Origin of the sequence: Agromyces larvae, assembly GCF_022811705.1 — a bacterium.
Lineage (GTDB): Bacteria > Actinomycetota > Actinomycetes > Actinomycetales > Microbacteriaceae > Agromyces > Agromyces larvae.
Map to the genome: position 1 here is coordinate 498850 of NZ_CP094528.1, position 17910 is coordinate 516759.

Annotated in this window: 18 protein-coding genes; 12 read left to right on the plus strand and 6 right to left on the minus strand. The window is 72.2% G+C overall.

The window, feature by feature from the left end; all coding sequences use genetic code 11:
- Positions 1 to 15: 15 nt before the first annotated feature.
- From MTO99_RS02205 to MTO99_RS02220, 4 genes are all read left to right on the plus strand, one after another.
- On the plus strand, positions 16 to 1200 hold the full coding sequence (locus MTO99_RS02205; RefSeq protein WP_243556584.1) for an ABC transporter substrate-binding protein: 1185 nt from the start codon (positions 16 to 18) through the stop codon (positions 1198 to 1200).
- A 12-nt stretch (positions 1201 to 1212) separates the two neighbouring features.
- Positions 1213 to 2412, plus strand: a complete 1200-nt coding sequence (locus MTO99_RS02210) for an ABC transporter ATP-binding protein (RefSeq protein ID WP_243556586.1) — start codon at positions 1213 to 1215, stop codon at positions 2410 to 2412.
- A complete protein-coding gene (locus MTO99_RS02215; protein WP_243556588.1) occupies positions 2412 to 3323 on the plus strand; it encodes an ABC transporter permease in 912 nt (303 codons plus the stop codon). Before MTO99_RS02210 ends, MTO99_RS02215 begins: the two co-directional genes overlap by 1 nt.
- Before the next feature lie 146 nt (positions 3324 to 3469).
- The gene (locus MTO99_RS02220; RefSeq protein WP_243558895.1) at positions 3470 to 4252 is read left to right on the plus strand and encodes an ABC transporter permease; all 783 of its coding nucleotides are present in this window, start codon (positions 3470 to 3472) and stop codon (positions 4250 to 4252) included.
- 27 nt (positions 4253 to 4279) lie between these two features.
- Here the strand turns inward: MTO99_RS02220 and MTO99_RS02225 are convergent, their stop codons facing one another.
- Positions 4280 to 5269 carry an asparaginase gene (locus MTO99_RS02225; RefSeq protein WP_243556591.1) on the minus strand — a complete coding sequence of 330 codons (990 nt, stop codon included), beginning with the start codon at positions 5267 to 5269 and terminating at the stop codon, positions 4280 to 4282.
- A gap of 2 nt (positions 5270 to 5271) precedes the next feature.
- Entirely contained in the window at positions 5272 to 6645 is a 1374-nt protein-coding gene (gabT, locus tag MTO99_RS02230; RefSeq protein WP_243556593.1) for a 4-aminobutyrate--2-oxoglutarate transaminase, read from the minus strand.
- 54 nt (positions 6646 to 6699) lie between these two features.
- On the opposite strand from gabT, the gene MTO99_RS02235 reads away from it, so the two are divergent.
- Positions 6700 to 7194 (plus strand): OsmC family protein, encoded by a 495-nt coding sequence (locus MTO99_RS02235; RefSeq protein ID WP_243556595.1) that lies wholly within the window; start codon positions 6700 to 6702, stop codon positions 7192 to 7194.
- 14 nt (positions 7195 to 7208) lie between these two features.
- Here MTO99_RS02235 and MTO99_RS02240 read toward each other — a convergent pair whose 3' ends face one another.
- Both MTO99_RS02240 and MTO99_RS02245 read right to left on the minus strand, forming a co-directional pair.
- Positions 7209 to 8138, minus strand: a complete 930-nt coding sequence (locus MTO99_RS02240; protein WP_243556597.1) for a hypothetical protein — start codon at positions 8136 to 8138, stop codon at positions 7209 to 7211.
- A 53-nt stretch (positions 8139 to 8191) separates the two neighbouring features.
- Entirely contained in the window at positions 8192 to 8992 is an 801-nt protein-coding gene (locus MTO99_RS02245) for a lysophospholipid acyltransferase family protein (RefSeq protein WP_435520787.1), read from the minus strand.
- A 10-nt stretch (positions 8993 to 9002) separates the two neighbouring features.
- Between MTO99_RS02245 and MTO99_RS02250 the strand changes: the two genes are divergently transcribed.
- The 6 genes from MTO99_RS02250 to MTO99_RS02275 all read left to right on the plus strand — a co-directional run bounded on the left by MTO99_RS02250 (position 9003) and on the right by MTO99_RS02275 (position 14495).
- Positions 9003 to 9647: a 4'-phosphopantetheinyl transferase family protein gene (locus MTO99_RS02250; protein WP_243556598.1), complete on the plus strand. Its 645-nt coding sequence runs from the start codon at positions 9003 to 9005 to the stop codon at positions 9645 to 9647.
- Between the two features lie 33 nt (positions 9648 to 9680).
- Positions 9681 to 10763 (plus strand): 1-deoxy-D-xylulose-5-phosphate reductoisomerase, encoded by a 1083-nt coding sequence (gene dxr, locus MTO99_RS02255; RefSeq protein ID WP_243556600.1) that lies wholly within the window; start codon positions 9681 to 9683, stop codon positions 10761 to 10763.
- A gap of 61 nt (positions 10764 to 10824) precedes the next feature.
- Positions 10825 to 12141, plus strand: coding sequence for a M50 family metallopeptidase (locus MTO99_RS02260; protein WP_243558899.1), 1317 nt, complete (start codon positions 10825 to 10827; stop codon positions 12139 to 12141).
- Positions 12142 to 12233: 92 nt separating this feature from the next.
- The gene (locus MTO99_RS02265) at positions 12234 to 13406 is read left to right on the plus strand and encodes a sensor histidine kinase (protein WP_243556602.1); all 1173 of its coding nucleotides are present in this window, start codon (positions 12234 to 12236) and stop codon (positions 13404 to 13406) included.
- Positions 13403 to 14065: a response regulator gene (locus tag MTO99_RS02270; RefSeq protein ID WP_243556604.1), complete on the plus strand. Its 663-nt coding sequence runs from the start codon at positions 13403 to 13405 to the stop codon at positions 14063 to 14065. The genes MTO99_RS02265 and MTO99_RS02270 overlap by 4 nt, the downstream gene beginning before the upstream one ends.
- 130 nt (positions 14066 to 14195) lie before the next feature.
- Positions 14196 to 14495 carry an SHOCT domain-containing protein gene (locus MTO99_RS02275; protein ID WP_243556606.1) on the plus strand — a complete coding sequence of 100 codons (300 nt, stop codon included), beginning with the start codon at positions 14196 to 14198 and terminating at the stop codon, positions 14493 to 14495.
- Between the two features lie 16 nt (positions 14496 to 14511).
- Here MTO99_RS02275 and MTO99_RS02280 read toward each other — a convergent pair whose 3' ends face one another.
- Together MTO99_RS02280 and MTO99_RS02285 are read right to left on the minus strand one after the other, a co-directional pair.
- Entirely contained in the window at positions 14512 to 15771 is a 1260-nt protein-coding gene (locus MTO99_RS02280) for a low temperature requirement protein A (RefSeq protein WP_243556608.1), read from the minus strand.
- A gap of 45 nt (positions 15772 to 15816) precedes the next feature.
- Positions 15817 to 17001, minus strand: a complete 1185-nt coding sequence (locus MTO99_RS02285; protein WP_243556609.1) for an acetyl-CoA C-acetyltransferase — start codon at positions 16999 to 17001, stop codon at positions 15817 to 15819.
- 123 nt (positions 17002 to 17124) lie between these two features.
- Here MTO99_RS02285 and MTO99_RS02290 point away from each other — a divergent pair, with 123 nt between their 5' ends.
- Positions 17125 to 17907, plus strand: a complete 783-nt coding sequence (locus tag MTO99_RS02290; RefSeq protein ID WP_243556610.1) for a CoA transferase subunit A — start codon at positions 17125 to 17127, stop codon at positions 17905 to 17907.
- Positions 17908 to 17910: the final 3 nt, after the last annotated feature.

The window sequence follows — 17910 nt, forward strand, 5'->3', positions numbered from 1 at the left end:
CTTCCCCAGGATCCGATGATCAGATCGCTCGTGCTGCAGGCCCGGCGCGCCCAGCTCACCCGGCGAAGCCTTCTCGCCGGCGCGGGCGCCGGGGCATCCGCCCTCGCGCTCGCCGCCTGCTCGACCGGGGGCGGCCAGGCCAAGCCGACCGCGGCGGCCGATACGTCCGCCACCGACAAGACCCTCGCCTGGGCGAACTGGGCGGCCTACATCGACGAGGACGACGACGGCAACTACCCCACGTTGCAGGCGTTCGAAGCGCAGACCGGCATCACCGTCACCTACGACGTCGCCGTCGACGACAACAACACCTACTACGGCAAGGTGAAAGACCAGCTGCAGCTCGGTCAGGACATCGGCGCCGACACCGTCTGCCTCACCGACTGGATGGTGAGCCGGTGGATCCGGCTCGGGTACACGCAGGAGCTCGACCACGCGAACATCCCGAACCTGACCAACCTCGAACCCGCGCTGCGCGACCCCGACTTCGACCCGGGCCGCACCTACTCGGTGCCGTGGCAGGGCGGGTTCGCGGGCATCTGCTGGAACACCGAGGTGATCCCGGGCGGCCTCGAGTCCGTCGAAGACCTCTGGAACCCCGAGCTGAAGGGCCGGGTCGGCGTGCTCAGCGAGATGCGCGACACGATGGGCCTGATCATGCTGCAGAACGGCGTCGACATCGCCGGCGACTGGGGCGACGACGAGTTCACGGCCGGCATCGACGTGCTGCGCGAGCAGGTCGAGAACGGCCAGGTGCGCAACATCAAGGGCAACTCGTACCTCGAGGACCTGAAGAGCGGCGACACGCTCGCGGCGATCTGCTGGTCGGGCGACATCACGGTGATCAACGCCGAGGCCGGCGACAAGTGGCAGTTCGCCCTGCCGACCGCCGGCGGCACGCTGTGGAACGACAACTTCCTGGTGCCGATCGGCTCGCCCCGCAAGACCAACGCCGAGACGCTCATCAACTACTACTACGAGCCCGAGGTCGCCGCCGAGGTCGCCGCCTGGGTGAACTACATCACCCCGGTCGTCGGCGCGAAAGAGGCCGCGGTCGCGATCGACCCCGAGCTCGCCGAGAACCAGCTCATCTTCCCCGACGACGAGACGCTGTCGCAGGCGCACATCTTCCGCAGTCTCTCCGGAGCCGAAGAGCAGCGCTACCAGGCCGAGTTCCAGTCGATCCTGCTCGGCGCGTAGGCGGCGATCCAGATGGCGGTACGCGAATTCGCCGAACGCGGGGCCGACCTGCAGCTGGTCGGGATCCAGAAGCGCTTCCCGGGGTTCACCGCGATCGAGGAACTCGATCTCACGATCCCGGCGGGCTCGTTCTTCGCGCTGCTCGGCCCGTCGGGCTGCGGCAAGACCACCACGTTGCGGCTCGTCGCCGGACTCGAGGAGCCGACACGGGGGCGCATCCTCATCGGCGGCACCGACGTGACCGCCACCAAGGCGCACGAACGGCCGGTCAACACGGTCTTCCAGAGCTACGCCCTGTTCCCGCACATGACCATCATCGAGAACGTCGCGTTCGGGTTGAAGCGCCGCCGCATCTCGGATGCCGTCGGCCGGGCGCACGAGGCGCTGAAGCTCGTCGAGCTCGACCATCTCGCGCAGCGCCGCCCGCAACAGCTCTCGGGCGGGCAGCAGCAGCGCGTCGCGCTGGCCCGCGCGATCGTGAACCGGCCCGCGCTGCTGCTGCTCGACGAGCCGCTCGGCGCGCTCGACCTGAAGCTCCGCCGGCAGATGCAGCTCGAGCTGAAGTCGATCCAGGAGGAGGTCGGCCTCACCTTCCTGCACGTCACGCACGACCAGGAAGAGGCGATGACCATGGCCGACACCGTCGCGGTCATGAACCAGGGCGCGATCGAGCAGATGGGCGCCCCCGAGGAGCTCTACGACCTGCCGCGCACCGTGTTCGTCGCGAACTTCCTCGGGCAGTCGAACCTGTTCACCGGCCCGGTGGCGGGCACCACCGCGGAGGCGATCTCCATCGACGTCGCCGGCACCCCCGTCCGCATTCCCACCGCCCGCGCGCGGCGGCACCAGGGCACCGTGACCGTCGGCGTGCGCCCCGAGAAGGTCGCGCTGCACGAGACCGAGCCGGCCGCGGCATCCGATCGCAACGTGCTCGGGCCCGGGCGCGTCATCGACGTCTCGTTCTCGGGCGTGAGCACGCAGTACCTCGTCGACGTGCCCGGAGCCGGCACGCTGCTCGTGTTCGCGCAGAACATCGGGCACGGGCCGGCCGCCGCCGTCGGCGCCGAGGCGTGGGTGAGCTGGCACGTCGAGCACGGCTTCGGACTCGCCGACGATGCATCCGCGCAGCCGAGGTTCCAGCCCGACGCGACGACCTCGGCGATCGCGGCCCAGCAGCGCGACGCGCTCGCGTCGGAGCTCGAGGAGGCCTGATGGCCTTCGCCGCGTTCGCGACCGCCGAAGCGCAGCCGCAGGCTCCGCGCCGGCGCAGCCCCATCGCGCTGTTCCTGCTGCTGCCCGGCATCGCCTACCTCGTGCTGTTCTTCCTCACGCCGCTGGTGTCGCTGCTGCTCACGTCGCTGCAGCAGCCGAGCGAGTTCGGCGACATCGGCGTGTACGAGTTCGCCTTCAACTGGCAGAACTACGTCGCGGTGATCGAGGCCTACTGGCCGCACATCCTGCGGTCGTTCGGGTACGCGCTCGCGGCGACCGTGTTCGCGCTGCTGTTCAGCTACCCGCTGGCGTACTTCATCGGCGTGAAGGCACGCCGTTGGCCGCTGCTGCAGAGCCTGATGCTCGTGCTCGTGATCGCCCCGTTCTTCATCAGCTTCCTGCTGCGCACCCTCGCGTGGAAGCAGATCCTCTCCGACGAGTCGTTCATCATCACCTCGCTGAAGGCGCTCTCGCTGCTCGCGCCCGACGCGCACTTCGCGGGCACGCCGTTCGCGGTGATCTTCGGCCTCACCTACAACTTCATCCCGTTCATGACGCTGCCGCTGTACACCGCGCTCGAACGGCTCGACACCCGGTACCTCGAAGCGGGCAGCGACCTGTACGCCAACCCGTTCACGGTGTTCCGCAAGGTCACCATCCCGCTGTCGATGCCGGGCATCGTCGCCGGGACCCTCCTCACCTTCATCCCCGCGGCGGGCGACTACATCAACGCGAGCCGCGACTTCCTCGGCGGCCCCGACACGCAGATGATGGGCAACGTCATCGAGGCGAACTTCCTCGTGCTGCTGAACTACCCGGCGGCGGCCGCGCTGTCGATCATCCTGATGGCCGTGATCCTCGTGCTCGTCGGCGTCTACGTGAAGCGGAGCGGAACGGAGGACCTGCTGTGAGCGGTGAAGCCCAGGCCGGCGCCGTCCTCGGCGGCCTCGCCGAGCAGGAGCAGCTCGAAGGCGGGCCGGGCGGGCCGGGCGCGCGTGCCGGCCGGCCCCGACGCACCGGTCGCGCGCGGGGGAGCCGGCCCGGCCTCGGCGACTGGCTGCTGCCCGCGTACACGATCATCGCGTTCGTGTTCCTGCTCATCCCGATCGCCTACACGTTCGTGTTCTCGTTCAACGACTCGCTGAAGTCGAACATCTCCTGGCGCGGCTTCACGTTCGACAAGTGGCTGAACGTCTGCACCGTCGAGGGCGGCGCGGTCTGCGAGGCGTTCGGCAACAGCATCGTGATCGGCGTCGTCTCGACCGTCGTCGCGACCGCGCTCGGCACGATGATCGCGATCGCCCTGGTGCGCTACCGGTTCCGCGCGCGCAGCGCGACGAGCCTGCTGCTGTTCCTGCCGATGGCCACGCCCGAGGTGGTGCTCGGTGCGGGACTCGCCGCGCAGTTCCTCGCGGTGGGCGTGCCGAAGGACATGCTGACGATCATCCTGGCGCACATCATGTTCTGCATCAGCTTCGTGGTGGTCACGGTGAAGGCCCGCGTCGCGAGCCTCGATCCGGCGCTCGAGGAGGCCGGGCGCGACCTGTACGGGTCGCCGATCCAGGTGTTCTGGCGGGTGACCTTCCCGCTGCTGCTGCCGGGCATCCTCGCCGCCGCGCTGCTGTCGTTCGCGCTCAGCTTCGACGACTTCATCATCACGAACTTCAACTCGGGCTCGGTCACCACCTTCCCGAAGTACGTGTACATCTCGGCGTCGCGCGGCATCCCGGCCGAGGCGAACGTGATCGCGTCGGCGGTGTTCCTGTTCGCGATCATCCTCGTCGTCACGGCGCAGGTGTCGCGCGCGGCGCGGGCGAAGCGACTCGCCAAGCAGGGCTGAGCACGCCCGCGCGCCAGATGTGCCGACCTAGACCGTCGCGCGGATCTCGCCGACCGGGCGGTCGCCGCCCATGACCCACAGGTCGAGCTCGGCCTGCACGGCGTCGACGGCGTCGTGCTCGATCGCGCCGGCGTCGGCGAGCAGCCGCAGCGCGACGATCGTCGAGGCCCGCTGGCTGCCGTCGAGCACCTTCACCGCCGTCGTCGTGCCGTTCGGCGCGGTCATCACCATGACGCCCTCGGCGCCGCGCTTGGCGAACACGCCGAGCCGCTCGACGGCGACCGTGTCGGGCTGGCCGGGCCCGCCGGCCGCCCACGCGTGCTCGCGCACGGCCGAGGTGAGCGCCGCGGCCTCGCGGAACAGCGCGAACGGCGACGTCGACTGCGCGGTCGTGATCTTCTGGATGCCACGGGCCAGGCCCGCGAGGCTGATCGCGAACACGGGGGTGCCGCAGCCGTCGACCGCGATCGCCGAGGGGCGTTCGCCGCTCAGCCGCTCGAGCACGTCGAGCACCTTGCGCTGCATCGGATGCCCCGCATCGAGGTAGCTCTCCAGCGGCCAGTCGTTCGCCGCGCACGCGAGCAGCATGGCGGCGTGCTTGCCCGAGCACTCCATCGTGGCGCGCTCGGGTCCGCCGCCTGAACGCACCACCTGCTCGCGCGCGGCGCGGTCGAGGGGCAGCGCGGGCGGGCAGCCGAGCACCGCAGGCAGCAGTTCGGCGCGCGCGAGCAGGCCCTTCACGAGGGCGACGTGCGCGGCGGTGCCCGAGTGGCTGGCCGTCGCGATGGCGGCGTCCTCGCCGCGCAGGGTGACGCCGGAGGTCATCGCCGCGATCGCCTGGAACGGCTTCAGGCAGGAACGGGGCAGGATCGGCGAGCGGATGTCGCCGAGCTCGCGCACCACCTCGCCCTCGGGGGAGAGCACGACGGCGGACCCGGCGTGACGGGACTCGGTGAAACCACTGCGAACGACCACGGCGAGCTCGACGGCGTCGGAGGACGAGAAGATGCCGGCCACGATCAGCCGAGGTCGGCGAACGCGTCGTCGAGCACGGTCAGGGCGTCTTCGATGAGCGCGTCGCTCATCGCCAGACTGGGCAGGAACCGCAGCACGTTGCCCCAGGTTCCGGCGTTCAGGAACAGGATGCCGCGTTGCGCCGCGTACGCGACGATCTGCGAGACGGCGTCGGCGTTCGGGCGCTTCGCGGTGGCGCCGGTGCCGGGCTGCACGAGCTCGATCGCGATCATCGCGCCGGTGCCGCGGACCTCGCCGATCACGTCGTAGCGGGCCTTGAGGCGCTCGAGGCCGGCCGTGAGGGTGCGCCCGATGCGCTCGGCCTCGGCGAGCAGCCCGTTCTGCTCGATGGTCTCGAACACGGCGACCGCCGCGGCGCACGCCACCGGGTTGCCGCCGAACGTGCCGCCGAGCCCGCCGGGCTGCGAGGCATCCATGATCTCGGCGCGACCGGTGACCGCAGCCAGCGGAAGCCCGCCCGCGATGCCCTTGGCCGAGAGCACCAGGTCGGGCTCCCAGCCGAAGTGCTCGCTCGCGTACCAGCGGCCGGTGCGGGCCATGCCGGACTGGATCTCGTCGGCGATCATCACGACGCTGTGCTCGGTGCACCAGTGCTGCAGGATCGGCAGGTACCCGTCGGCGGGCACGATGAACCCGCCCTCGCCCTGGATCGGTTCGACGACGAGGCAGGCGAGGTCGCTCGCACCGACGACCTTCTCGAGGTAGGCGATGGTGCGTGCGGCGGCGTCCTCGCCGCTCAGCCCGTCGCGGTAGGGGTAGGAGTTCGGTGCGTGGAAGACGTCGCCGGCGAACGGCCCGAAGCCGGTGGCGTACGGCATCGCCTTGTAGTTCATCGCCATCGTGAGGTTGGTGCGGCCGTGGTACGCGTGGTCGAGCACGGCGACCGCCCGCCGGCCGGTGAACCTGCGCGCGATCTTCACGCCGTTCTCGACCGCCTCGGCGCCCGAGTTCACGAGCACCGACTTCTTCGCCCAGTCGCCGGGGGTGCGCTCGGCGAGGAGTTCGGCGACCCGCACGTACGGCTCGTACGGCGTGATCGTGAAGAGCGTGTGGATGACGTCCTGCAGCTGCGAGGCGGCTGCGGCGACCACGGATGCCTCGGTGTGCCCGACGGTGGTGACCCCGATGCCGGCGCCGAAGTCGACGAACTGGTTGCCGTCCACGTCGACGAGCACGGCGCCGTTGGCGTGCGCGATGTAGACGGGCAGGGCGCTCGACACGCCGTCGGAGACGACCGCCCGGCGGCGGCGGTGGAGCTCCTGCGATGCGGGACCGGGCACGGCGGTGACGATCCTGCGCTCCTGCGTCACGACGCGGTCGGGGGCGGCGGAAACCTCGGTGTCGATGGAGTCAGTCATGGTGTTGCAAGCTTAGTCCGGGGCAGAATCGGACGGACGGAACGAGGAGACCGCATGCGACTCGGCGAACACCGCTTCGACCTGCACCTCGAGTGGACGCCCGAGGCGGGGGCGGACCCGACCGGTGCCCGGCCCGGTGCCCGCTCCGCGCGGCGGGCGCACCTGGTGAACGCCCCCGGCAAGCTCCACCCCGTCGAAGGCTCGGCGGCGCGCGCGTTCCACGGCGATCCTGAACGCTGGAACCCCGAGGAGCTGCTGCTCGCCGCGCTCGCCGACTGCCACCTGCTCTCGTACCTGTACGTGGCCGCGAAGCACGGCGTGGTCGTGCGCGCGTACACCGACGAGCCGACCGCGGTCCTGCACGAGGACGGCCGCGGCGGCGGTTCCATCGTCGAGGCGGTGCTGCGGCCGCGCGTCACGGTGGCCGAGGCATCCATGACCGGGCTCGCGATGGAGCTGCACCGCGAGGCATCCGAGCTCTGCTTCATCGCCGCATCGGTCGCGTTCCCGGTGCGCCACGAGCCGACCGTGGACGTGCTCGGCGACTGAGGGCGGCCCGCAGCTCAGGACTCGGGCGCGATCGGCGGTGCGGCCGGGATGGTGACGGCGGGCGGGCACGGGTGCCCGCCGACGAGCCGGGAGCAGGCCGGCAGGAACCCGGCGAACCGCTCCGCGGTCGGGTCGCCGAACCAGCGCCACCACAGGCGCCAGAAGTTCAGGTTGCCCCACGACGAGCACGCGTCGCCCGTCTCGGGGTCGAGCACGGCGGCGGCGTTCGGCTGGTACGGGGTGTAGTTGTAGAGGTTCGCCGTCGCCTGGTTGCGGATGTCGACGGGCTGCGCCCCGCAGGCCGCGTCGGGATGGAACGCCACGTCGACGACGCCGATGCGGTAGGCGCGGTCGGGATGCTCCGTGTACTGCCGGAACTGCCACGCGGCGTTGTACACCTGGTTGAAGAACCCGAAGTACTTCTGCTCGCAGTCGGCCGTGTCGGGGCATCCGTAGCCGGTCGCCCGCTGGTAGCCGTAAGCGGTCGGCCGGGTGAGCAGCGACTGCTCCTTCTGCAGCAGCACGAGCAGCGTGCGCGGGCTGATGCCGCATGCGGCCGCGACGCGCTGCAGGATGCGGCTGGCGCGCTCGCGCGGGGCTCCCTCGTACGCGTCGCAGTGCCCCGGGCCCTCGTCGGGCTGGTCGGTCGTCGTCTCGCGGAAGCGCGCGAGGCAGACCACGTCGGCGTCGGGCCGGCACGCCGTCTGCTCGAGGAAGCGCTGGATGTCGGCCTCGCTCATCGCGGTGCTGTCGAAGAACGCGTCGTCGCTGACGATGAGCGCCGGGTCGAAGGCCTCGGTCGACGGCTCCGCGCCCTCGGTCGCGGTCGCGCCGGGTGAGACCCGCGGGGCGGCCGGCGCGGCCGTGCACGCGGCGAGGCCCGCGAGCAGGGCGGATGCCGCGACCATTGCCGCGACGACGCGGGCGAGACGGGAGGACCTCATCGCCGCGACCCTATCGGTTCGGCCGGGAGCCGCGCTGGGAATTCCCGCGGGATTCAGATGCGTTCGCGGGGGACGACGCGGTCGACGAGCTTGGCGATCGCCCCCTCGGGCGGGGTCTCGTTGTACTTGCCCGCGAGCTCCTGCCCGCTCAGGGCATGGATGGCGGCCATGACCTCGTCGGTCGCGGCGCGGCGCGCGCGACCCGACTCCGCTGGGCCGTGGGCCGAGAGATCGAGCGGCTCGCCGAAGCGCACGGTGACCGGACGGATGCGCGGCAGCTTCTGCCCGACCGGCTGGATCTCCTGGGTGCCGATGAGCCCCACCGGCACGACGCGGGCGCCGGTCGTCAGCGCCAGCCACGCGACGCCCGTGCGACCGCGATACAGGCGGCCGTCGAGCGACCGGGTGCCCTCGGGGTAGAGCGCGAACGCGCTGCCGGACTCGAGGATGCGGCGGCCCTGGTCGAGCGCCTCCTGCGCCTGGCTGCCCGCGCCGCGCTCGACGCTGACCGCGCCGATCGAGCGGAAGAACGTGCGCGAGATCCAGCCCTTCACCCCGGATCCGGTGAAGTAGTGCGACTTCGCCAGGAACTGCACCGGCCGTGGCGCGGTCAACGGGATCACGACGCTGTCGATGAACGACAGGTGATTCGACGCGAAGATCACCGGCCCGTCCTTCGGCACCAGCTTGGTGCCCTCGATGCGGGGGCGGTAGAGCACCAGCACGATCGGACGCAGCAGCAGCCGCACCGTGCGGTAGAGCGCACCGGGCGCCTTGGGGGCGGCCGGGAGGGCATCGGCCTCGATCTCGCTCACGGGTCGACGGTACGTCGGCGGGCATGCGCTCGGCGGCATATGCGACGGCATGGGGGAAGATGACGGTATGGGCCTGCTCGACGATGCCGATCTGGTCGCCTTCGAGGACGGACTCGTGACGGCGGCGGTGTTCGGCGGTCGTCGTCGGCCGTCCGCCGAGGCGGCGCTCGCGGCCGTGCTCGCCGCCCGCACCGGCGTGCCGGCCGACGACGTCGAGCTCGGGTGGGCGTGTGCGGAGTGCGGCTCGCGGCACGGCGCACCGGCGATCGAGTACCCGCCCGGACCGCCGGGCCTGCCCTGGCGGGGCGACGCGGCCGCGCACGGATCGCTGCTCGTCGCGGCGAGCGCGCCCGGGCTGCGCATCGGCATCGGATTCGCCGCGGGGGTGGGGTCCGCGGTCGAGGATGCGGCGTTCCACCGCTCGGAGCTCGACGCGATCGACGAGGCGCCGCACCGGGCCAGGGATTCGGTGCGGCACGTGCTGTGGGCGCGCAAGTCCGCGCTGCTGCGCGCCCTCGGTCACTCGCTGCCGCTCGAGCCGGCGGCGCTCGCCCTGTCGGCGCCCACGGCGGATGGCGCGCCCGGGCGCATCGTGCGGCCCGTCGCGGAGGTCGGCGGGAACTGGGCCGACGTCCGCGTCCACGATCTCGTGGTGCCCGGCGGGGCCGTCGCCGCGCTCGCCGTGCTGCCCTGACGACGGCGGGGCGGCGCGCTCTACAGTGGAGGCGTGCAACGCGTCATCGTCCTCGGCTCATCCGGTTCCATCGGCACGCAGGCGCTCGACGTCATCCGGGCCAATCCCCGCCGGTTCGAGGTGGTGGGGCTCGCGGTCGGCAGCGACCGTGAGACGCTCGCGGCGCAGGCGGCCGAGTTCGGGGTCGACGATGTCGCGCTCGGCATCGACGAGGCCGTGCAGCTCGTGCGCGACGTCGATGCCGACGTGGTGCTGAACGGCATCACCGGTTCGGTGGGCCTCGGCCCGACGCTCGCGACGCTCGAGCGCGGCACCACGCTCGCGCTCGCGAACAAGGAATCGCTGATCGTGGGCGGCGACCTCGTCACCCGGCTGGCCGCGCCCGGCCAGATCGTGCCGGTCGACTCCGAGCACTCGGCGCTCGCGCAGGCGCTGCGGTCCGGCACCGACGCCGAGGTGCGCCGGCTCGTGCTCACCGCGTCCGGCGGGCCGTTCCGCGGTCGCACGCGCGACGAGCTGCACCAGGTGACCCCCGCCGAGGCGCTGGCGCACCCCACCTGGGACATGGGCCTCGTGGTCACCACCAACTCGGCGACGCTCGTGAACAAGGGCCTCGAGGTCATCGAGGCGCATCTGCTGTTCGGCGTGCCCTACGACCGCATCGACGTGGTGGTGCACCCCCAGTCGATCGTGCACTCGATGGTCGAGTTCATCGACGGCTCGACGATCGCCCAGGCATCCCCGCCAGACATGCGGCTGCCGATCTCGCTCGGGCTCGACTGGCCGCACCGGGTCGCCGGTGTCGGCCGCCCGCTCGACTGGACGACGGCGCAGTCGTGGACGTTCGAACCGCTCGACGACGAGGCGTTCCCGTCGGTCGCGCTCGCGAAGCAGGTCGGACGGGCCGGCGGCACGTATCCCGCGGTGTTCAACGCGGCGAACGAGCAGGCGGTGCAGGCGTTCCACGCGGGGGCGATCGGCTTCCTCGGCATCCTCGACGTGGTGCGCGGCGTCGTGGACGCGCACGACCCCGGCGAGGGTGCGCTCGGCCTGGAGTCGCTCGCCGAGGCCGAGCGATGGGCGCGCTCGGCCGCCGATCGGCTCATCGCGGGCTGATCCTCGGGCATCGGCCAGCGGATTCAAAGCCGGCAGCGCTACGCTTCCCGACGTGGAATCCGTGCTCTGGTTCGTGCTCGGCGTCGTGATCGTCGCCCTCGGCATCGCCGTGTCCATCGCGCTGCACGAGATCGGGCACCTGGTTCCGGCCAAGGCGTTCGGCGTGAAGGTGACGCAGTACATGATCGGGTTCGGCCCGACGGTCTGGTCGAAGCGCAAGGGCGAGACCGAGTACGGCGTGAAGGCCATCCCGCTCGGCGGCTACATCTCGATGATCGGCATGTTCCCGCCGGCCGAGGGCGAGCACGCGGCCGAGGACTCCACCGGGTTCTTCCGCGGCCTCGTGCAGGACGCGCGCACGTCGAGCGCCGAGACGATCACGCCCGGCGACGAGCATCGCGCCTTCTACCGGCTGCCGGTGTGGAAGCGCATCATCGTGATGCTCGGCGGCCCGCTCATGAACCTGGTGCTCGGCGTTCTGCTGTTCGGGGTGCTGCTCATGGGCATCGGCATCCCCGGCACCACCACCACGGTCGACGCGGTCTCCGAGTGCGCCCTGCCCGCGACCAGCGAACGCCAGACCTGCGAGCCCGGCGACCCGGCGGCGCCCGGCGCCGCCGCCGGCATCCGCCCCGGCGACCGGATCGTCTCGATCGACGGCGAGCCCGTCTCGACGTGGGAGCAGTCGACGGCGATCATCCGCGACCACCCCGACGAGTCGCTCGCGGTCGTCGTCGAGCGCGACGGCGCCGAGGTCGCCCTCGAGGTCACGCCGATGCTGAGCGAGCGGTACGCGCTCGACGATCGCGGCCAGGTGATCACGGATGCCTCGGGCGACCCGCAGACCGTGCAGGCCGGGTTCGTGGGCATCACCTCGTCGGTGCAGCGCGTGCAGCAGCCGATCACGGCGGTGCTGCCGGCCGTCGGCGAGCAGACCGCCGGCGTCGCCGGGGTGATCATCAACCTGCCGCAACGCATGATCGACATCGCGAACGCGGCGTTCGGCCCGGGCGAGCGCGACCCGAACGGCCCGATGAGCATCGTGGGTGCGGGCCGCGTGGCCGGCGAGGTCGCCGCGGCCGACCAGCTCGGACTGGCCGACAAGGCGGCCGGCCTGGTCGGCATCCTCGCGTCGCTGAACATCGCGCTGTTCGTGTTCAACCTCATCCCGCTGCTGCCGCTCGACGGCGGGCACATCGCGGGCGCGCTGTGGGAGGCGATCCGCCGCGGATTCGCGAAGCTCGCCCGCCGGCCCGACCCCGGCCCCGTCGACCTGGCCAAGCTCATGCCGGTGACGCTCGCGGTGGTGATCGTGCTCGGCGCGATGAGCGCACTGCTCATCTACGCCGACCTGGTGAAGCCGGTCACGCTGCTCTGATGCCGACCCGCACGCGCGTGCTCCCGGGGGAGTACCCGGGCGGCCTCCGACGGGCCGACGCGGGCGGACGCGGCCGCGGCTACCATCGGGGCATGCCCGCCCCCGAGTGGACCGAGTGGACGCCGCGCGGGCCGCGCGGGTTCCGGCCGCCGACCGCCGTCGTCGTGTGGGTGCCCGTCGTCGTGGCGCTCGTCGCGCAGGTGCCGGCGGCCGTCGGCATCGCCGTGTGGCGCGGCGAGCCGCTCGGCGCCGCGGCCCTGCAGATCGCGCTCGCGGTCGCCGGCCCGCTCGCGCTGCTCGCCTCGCGTCGCCTGCCCGGGCCGACGGTCGCCGTCGTCACCGCGCTCGCGGTGGCCGACCTGCTGCTCACCCCCGATCTCGGCCCGCCGTACGTCGCGCTCGGCTTCGCGATCATCCTCGGCGTCGCCCGCGGCGCGGTCGTCTGGACCGCGGTGTCGGCGGGCACCGGCTGGATCGCGGCCGTCGTGCTCGGCACGATGAGCGGGCTGTCGTGGCATCCGTTCCGCATCGCCGCGGCGAGCGCGGCGCTCGCCGTGTGCTTCGCGATCGGATGGTTCGTGCGGGTGCGGCGCGCCCGGATGGCCGCGTTCCGGGCCGAGCAGCTGCAGCGCCGGCAGACCGCCGAGGAGCGCGAGCGGATCCGCATCGCACGCGAACTGCACGACGTGATCGGGCATGCGCTGTCGCAGATCCACGTGCAGGCCAGCGTCGGGCTGCACCTGTTCGACCGCGACCCCGAGCAGGCCCGCGCCGCGCTCGCCACGGTGAAGGAGACCTCGAAGTCCGCGCTCGACGAGGTGCGCAGCGTCCTCGGCGTCATCCGCGACGGCGACGCACCGCTGGCCCCGCAGGCGGAGCTCGACCAGCTTCCGCGGCTCGCCGCGGGCATGCGCTCGCCGGGCCTCGCGATCGAGCTCGACGATCGACTCGGCCCTGCGCCCGGGCAGCGGCCGGCCAGGGCCGTGCAGTTCGCCGCGTACCGCATCGCGCAGGAGGCGCTCACCAACGTCGTCCGGCACGCGGGCGCGACCCGCGCCACGGTGCGGGTCGAGCGCGACGGCGGCGAACTGGTGCTGACCGTCGAAGACGATGGGCGCGGCATCGCGGATGCGACGGATGCCCCGGGTGCGGGCATCCTCGGCATGCGCGAGCGCGCCGCGCTCATCGGCGGCGCCGTCGAGGTGGCCGCCCGCGACGGTGGCGGCACGAGGCTCGTCGCCCGGCTGCCGTGGAGCGCGACGTGATCCGCGTCGCGCTGGCCGACGACCAGCACCTCGTCCGGGCGGGGTTCCGGGCGCTGCTGGACGCCGAGCCCGACGTCGAGGTGGTCGTCGAAGCGGCGACCGGCGCCGAGCTGCTCGAGCGGTTGCGCGGGGCATCCGTGGATGTCGTGCTGATGGACATCCGGATGCCCGACGGCGACGGGCTGTGGGCGACCGAGCGCATCGCCGCCGACCCGGCGTTCGCCGACGTGCGGGTCGTCGTGGTGACCACGTTCGAGCTCGACGAGTACGTGGCCCGCGCGGTTCGCGCCGGCGCGAGCGGGTTCCTCGTGAAAGACACCGAGCCCGAGGATCTCGTCCGGGCGGTGCGCGTGGCCGCCGCGGGCGAGGCCCTGCTGTCGCCGGGTGCGACGAAGCTGCTGCTCGACCGGATGGCCGTCGGGCTGCGCGACCACGCCGATCCGAGCGTGCTCGACCCGCTCACCGAGCGCGAACGCGAGGTGCTGCAGCTGGTGGGGTTCGGACTCACGAACGACGAGATCGCGACCCGGCTCGTGCTGAGTCCGCTGACCGCGAAGACCCACGTGTCGCGCATCATGCAGAAGCTCGGCGCTCGCGACCGCGTGCACCTCGTCGTGACGGCATACGAGACGGGCCTCGTCGCGCCGGGGTGGCAGTAGCGACCGAGGCGCCTGCTCCCCCCGGAGCATCCAAAGTGTCTTCCCCGGGCGGATCCGCTCGGGGCATCCGATCGCTTGACTCGTTCGCGACGGCCCGATCGTGCGGGTCGCACGACGAAAGGCGAACCCCATGCTGACCACCATCACCGCCCTCGCCGCGGCCCATGCCGGGCCGTGGGCCGCAGGATTCGGGTGGGTGTTCTTTCTCATTCCACTGTTCTGGATCCTCGTGTTCGTGCTGCTGTTCAGCCTCCTCGGGCGCCGCTGGCGGCGCGCGGCGTGGGCGGCGGACGGCACATACGGGCCACCGTGGGCGCGCGGCCGCAACGCCGAGCAGACTCTCGCCGAGCGTTTCGCGCAGGGCGACATCGACGAGCAGGAGTACCGGGCGCGGCTCGAGGTGCTGCGCGCGAACCGCCCGAACGGCTGAGGCGAACCGTCGCGGGTCAGGCGAGGGCGCGCGCGAGCGCCCTCGCCTGACGCCGGTGCCCGACCGACTCGAACCCGATCACCACGACGACCGGCGCGCAGGCCGTGATCGCGATGCCCTCCGCGAGGCTGAGTCCGGCGGCCACGGCGACCGCCGCGGCGCCGAGCACGAGGATCGCGAGGGCGGACAGCAGCACCTGGAACGGGTCGAACCGCCGCAGCAGCAACGACTGGAGCGCGAGCAGCGCCCCGATGAACACGGCGACCGGAACCGCCACCGTGAGCAGCGCTGCGGTCGCGCCGATGTGCGCGAGCCCTTCGATCGAGTTCGCCGCGACGTGCAGCCCGGCGCCCGTCGCGGCGATCGATCCGAAGATCACGAGGTGCCCGTACCCCCACGCGAACGCCGACCAGGTGAACCCGTCGCGGTGCCGCCGGGCGAGCACCTCGCCCGAGGGCATCATGAAGTACACCCACCACAGGCCGAACACCAGCAGCGTGCCGCCGAACGCGACGAGGATCGCGTCGAGGCTCCAGCCCTGCTCCTCGACGACGGCCGAGATCGCGAGGATCGTGCCGAGCACGATCTCGCCGAGGGTGATGATCACGAGCAGTCCGTAGCGTTCGGCGATGTGGTGCGGATGCCACGGCGTGGCGCCGCGGCGTTCGGCCGCGACGGTGCCGATCAGCTCGACGAGCATGAGCGCGACGGCGAACGCGAGGGTGGGCGCGAAGGGCAGGTTCACGATCGCGAGCGCGACCCAGCCGACCTGCGCCGCGCCGTACACGACGGCGTAGGTGAGCGCCGTCGCACGGTGCGCCGGATCGTCGTGCGCGACCCGCAGCCAGAGGGCGATGGTCGCCGTGCGCATGATCACGTAGCCGGCGACGACGAGCCCGTTGTCGACGTGCACGCCCGCGTCGATCGAGGCGAACAACGGCGGGATGCCGAGGGCCAGCACGAGCACGCCGACCATCGCCAGCATGGTGGCCAGCCGGAACCAGACGTCGTCGTTGTCGTACGCGGACGCGAGCCAGGAGTAGTTGATCCAGGCCCACGCGATCGCGAACACCGCGAACGAGAACGCGCCGATCGCGGGCGCCCAGTGCCCGAGCTCGAGCAGGTGCGCCGCCTGGCTGCCGGCCTGGCTGAACGCGACCACGAAGGTCAGGTCGAAGAGCAGTTCGAGCGGCGTCGACGCGCGGTGCGGCTCACCCGGGTCGCGGCCCGACATGCGGCGCGGGCGGTGGTGCAGCGGCGGGTGCGCCTCGGTCATGCGCACATCCTGCCACCGCCCCGAGACGGATGCCCCGGCCCCCGGTCAGCGCGACAGCAGCAGCGCCTCGCCCTGCCCGCCGCCGCCGCAGAGTGCGACCGCGGCGCGGCCCTCGCCGCGACGGGCGAGCTCGAGCGCGGCGTGCAGCGCGAGGCGCGCGCCCGACGCGCCGATCGGGTGCCCCAGTGCGATCGCGCCGCCGTCGATGTTGACCCGCTCGGGGTCGAGGTCGAGGTCGCGCATCGACTGCAGCGAGACCGCGGCGAACGCCTCGTTGATCTCGACCAGGTCGAGGTCGCCGGCCTGCCAGCCGGCGCGGTCGAGCGCGGCGGCGATCGCGTTGGACGGCTGGGAGTGCAGCGAGTTGTCGGGCCCGGCGACCTGACCGGATGCCCCGACCACCGCGAGCCACGCCAGCCCGCGTTCCTCGGCCCAGTCGCGGCGCGCGACGACGACCGCCGCGGCGCCGTCGGAGAGCGGCGACGAGTTGCCCGCGGTGATGGTGCCGGCGGCGTCGAACGCGGGGCGCAGGCCCGCGAGGGTCTCGACGGAGGAGTCGGGGCGCACGCCCTGATCGGCGTCGACCACCACCGGGTCGCCCTTGCGCTGAGGGATTTCGACCGGCACGATCTCGTCGGCGAACCGGCCCTCGGCCTGCGCCCGGCCGGCGCGCACGTGCGAGGCCGCGGCGATCTCGTCCTGCTCGGTGCGCTCGAGCCCGTAGCGGGCGTTGAAGCGTTCGGTCGACGCGCCCATCGAGTCGTGGTCGAACGCGTCCGTCAGCCCGTCGTACGCCGCGTGGTCGCGCAGCTCCCACGGGCCGTAGGCCTTGCCGGAGCGCGACCCGGGCAGCAGGTGCGGCGCGTTCGTCATCGACTCCTGGCCGCCCGCGACCACCACGTCGGCCTCGCCGAGCCGGATCAGCCGCGCCGCATCCGTGATCGCGACCAGGCCCGACAGGCACACTTTGTTCAGCGTGATCGCGGGAACCCGCCACGGGATGCCCGCCGCGACCGCGGACTGCTTGGCCGGGTTCTGCCCGGCGCCGGCCTGCAGCACCTGGCCCATGATCACCTGGTCGACATCGTCGGGGGAGATGCCCGCCCTGCCGAGTGCGCCGCGGATCGCGATCGTGCCGAGCTCGACGGCCGACCGGCTCGCGAGGTTGCCGCTGATGCGACCGAAGGGGGTGCGGGCGCCGGCGAGGATCACGGCTTCGGGCTGGGACATGGGGATGACTCCTTCGTCGGTCTGCGGCTGTCTTGCGCGTCGGATCCATCCTACGATTCGGTTAGGAGCGATTCACCGGGCCGACGAAGTCCCGGGGTCGGTCGAGACGAGGAGGTCGACGACATGACGATGGACAAGACCGTCGAGTCCGCCGCGGCGGCGGTGGCGGACATCCCCGACGGAGCCTCGCTCGCCGTCGGCGGGTTCGGGCTCTGCGGCATCCCGATGGTGCTCATCGACGCGCTCCTCGAGCGCGGCGTGGGCGACCTGTCGGTGGTGTCGAACAACTGCGGCGTCGACGACTGGGGGCTCGGAGTGCTCTTGGCCGCGGGACGCATCCGCAAGATGACCTCGTCGTACGTCGGCGAGAACAAGGAGTTCGAACGGCAGTACCTCTCGGGCGAGCTCGAGCTCGAGCTCACCCCGCAGGGCACGCTCGCCGAGAAGCTGCGCGCCGGCGGCAGCGGCATCGCCGCGTTCTTCACCCAGACCGGCGTCGGCACCCAGGTCGCCGAGGGCGGGCTGCCGCGCAGGTACGCGCGCGACGGGTCGATCGCGGTCGCGAGCGAGCCCAAGCGCGTCGAGACGTTCACGCTGCGCGGCGAACCGCACGAGTTCGTGCTCGAAGCGGCGATCACGACCGACTACGCGCTCGTGCACGCGCTGCGGGGCGACCGGCACGGCAACCTCGTGTTCGACCGGTCGGCGCGCAACTTCTCGCCGCTCTGCGCCATGGCCGGGCGGGTCTGCATCGCCCAGGTGGAGGAGCTCGTCGAACCCGGCGACCTCGACCCCGACGCGGTGCACCTGCCCGGCATCTTCGTCGATCGCGTCGTCGAGGTCGGCACCGGCATCGAGAAGCGCATCGAGCGGCGCACTGTCCGCTCCGCGGGAACGGAGAGCTGAGCG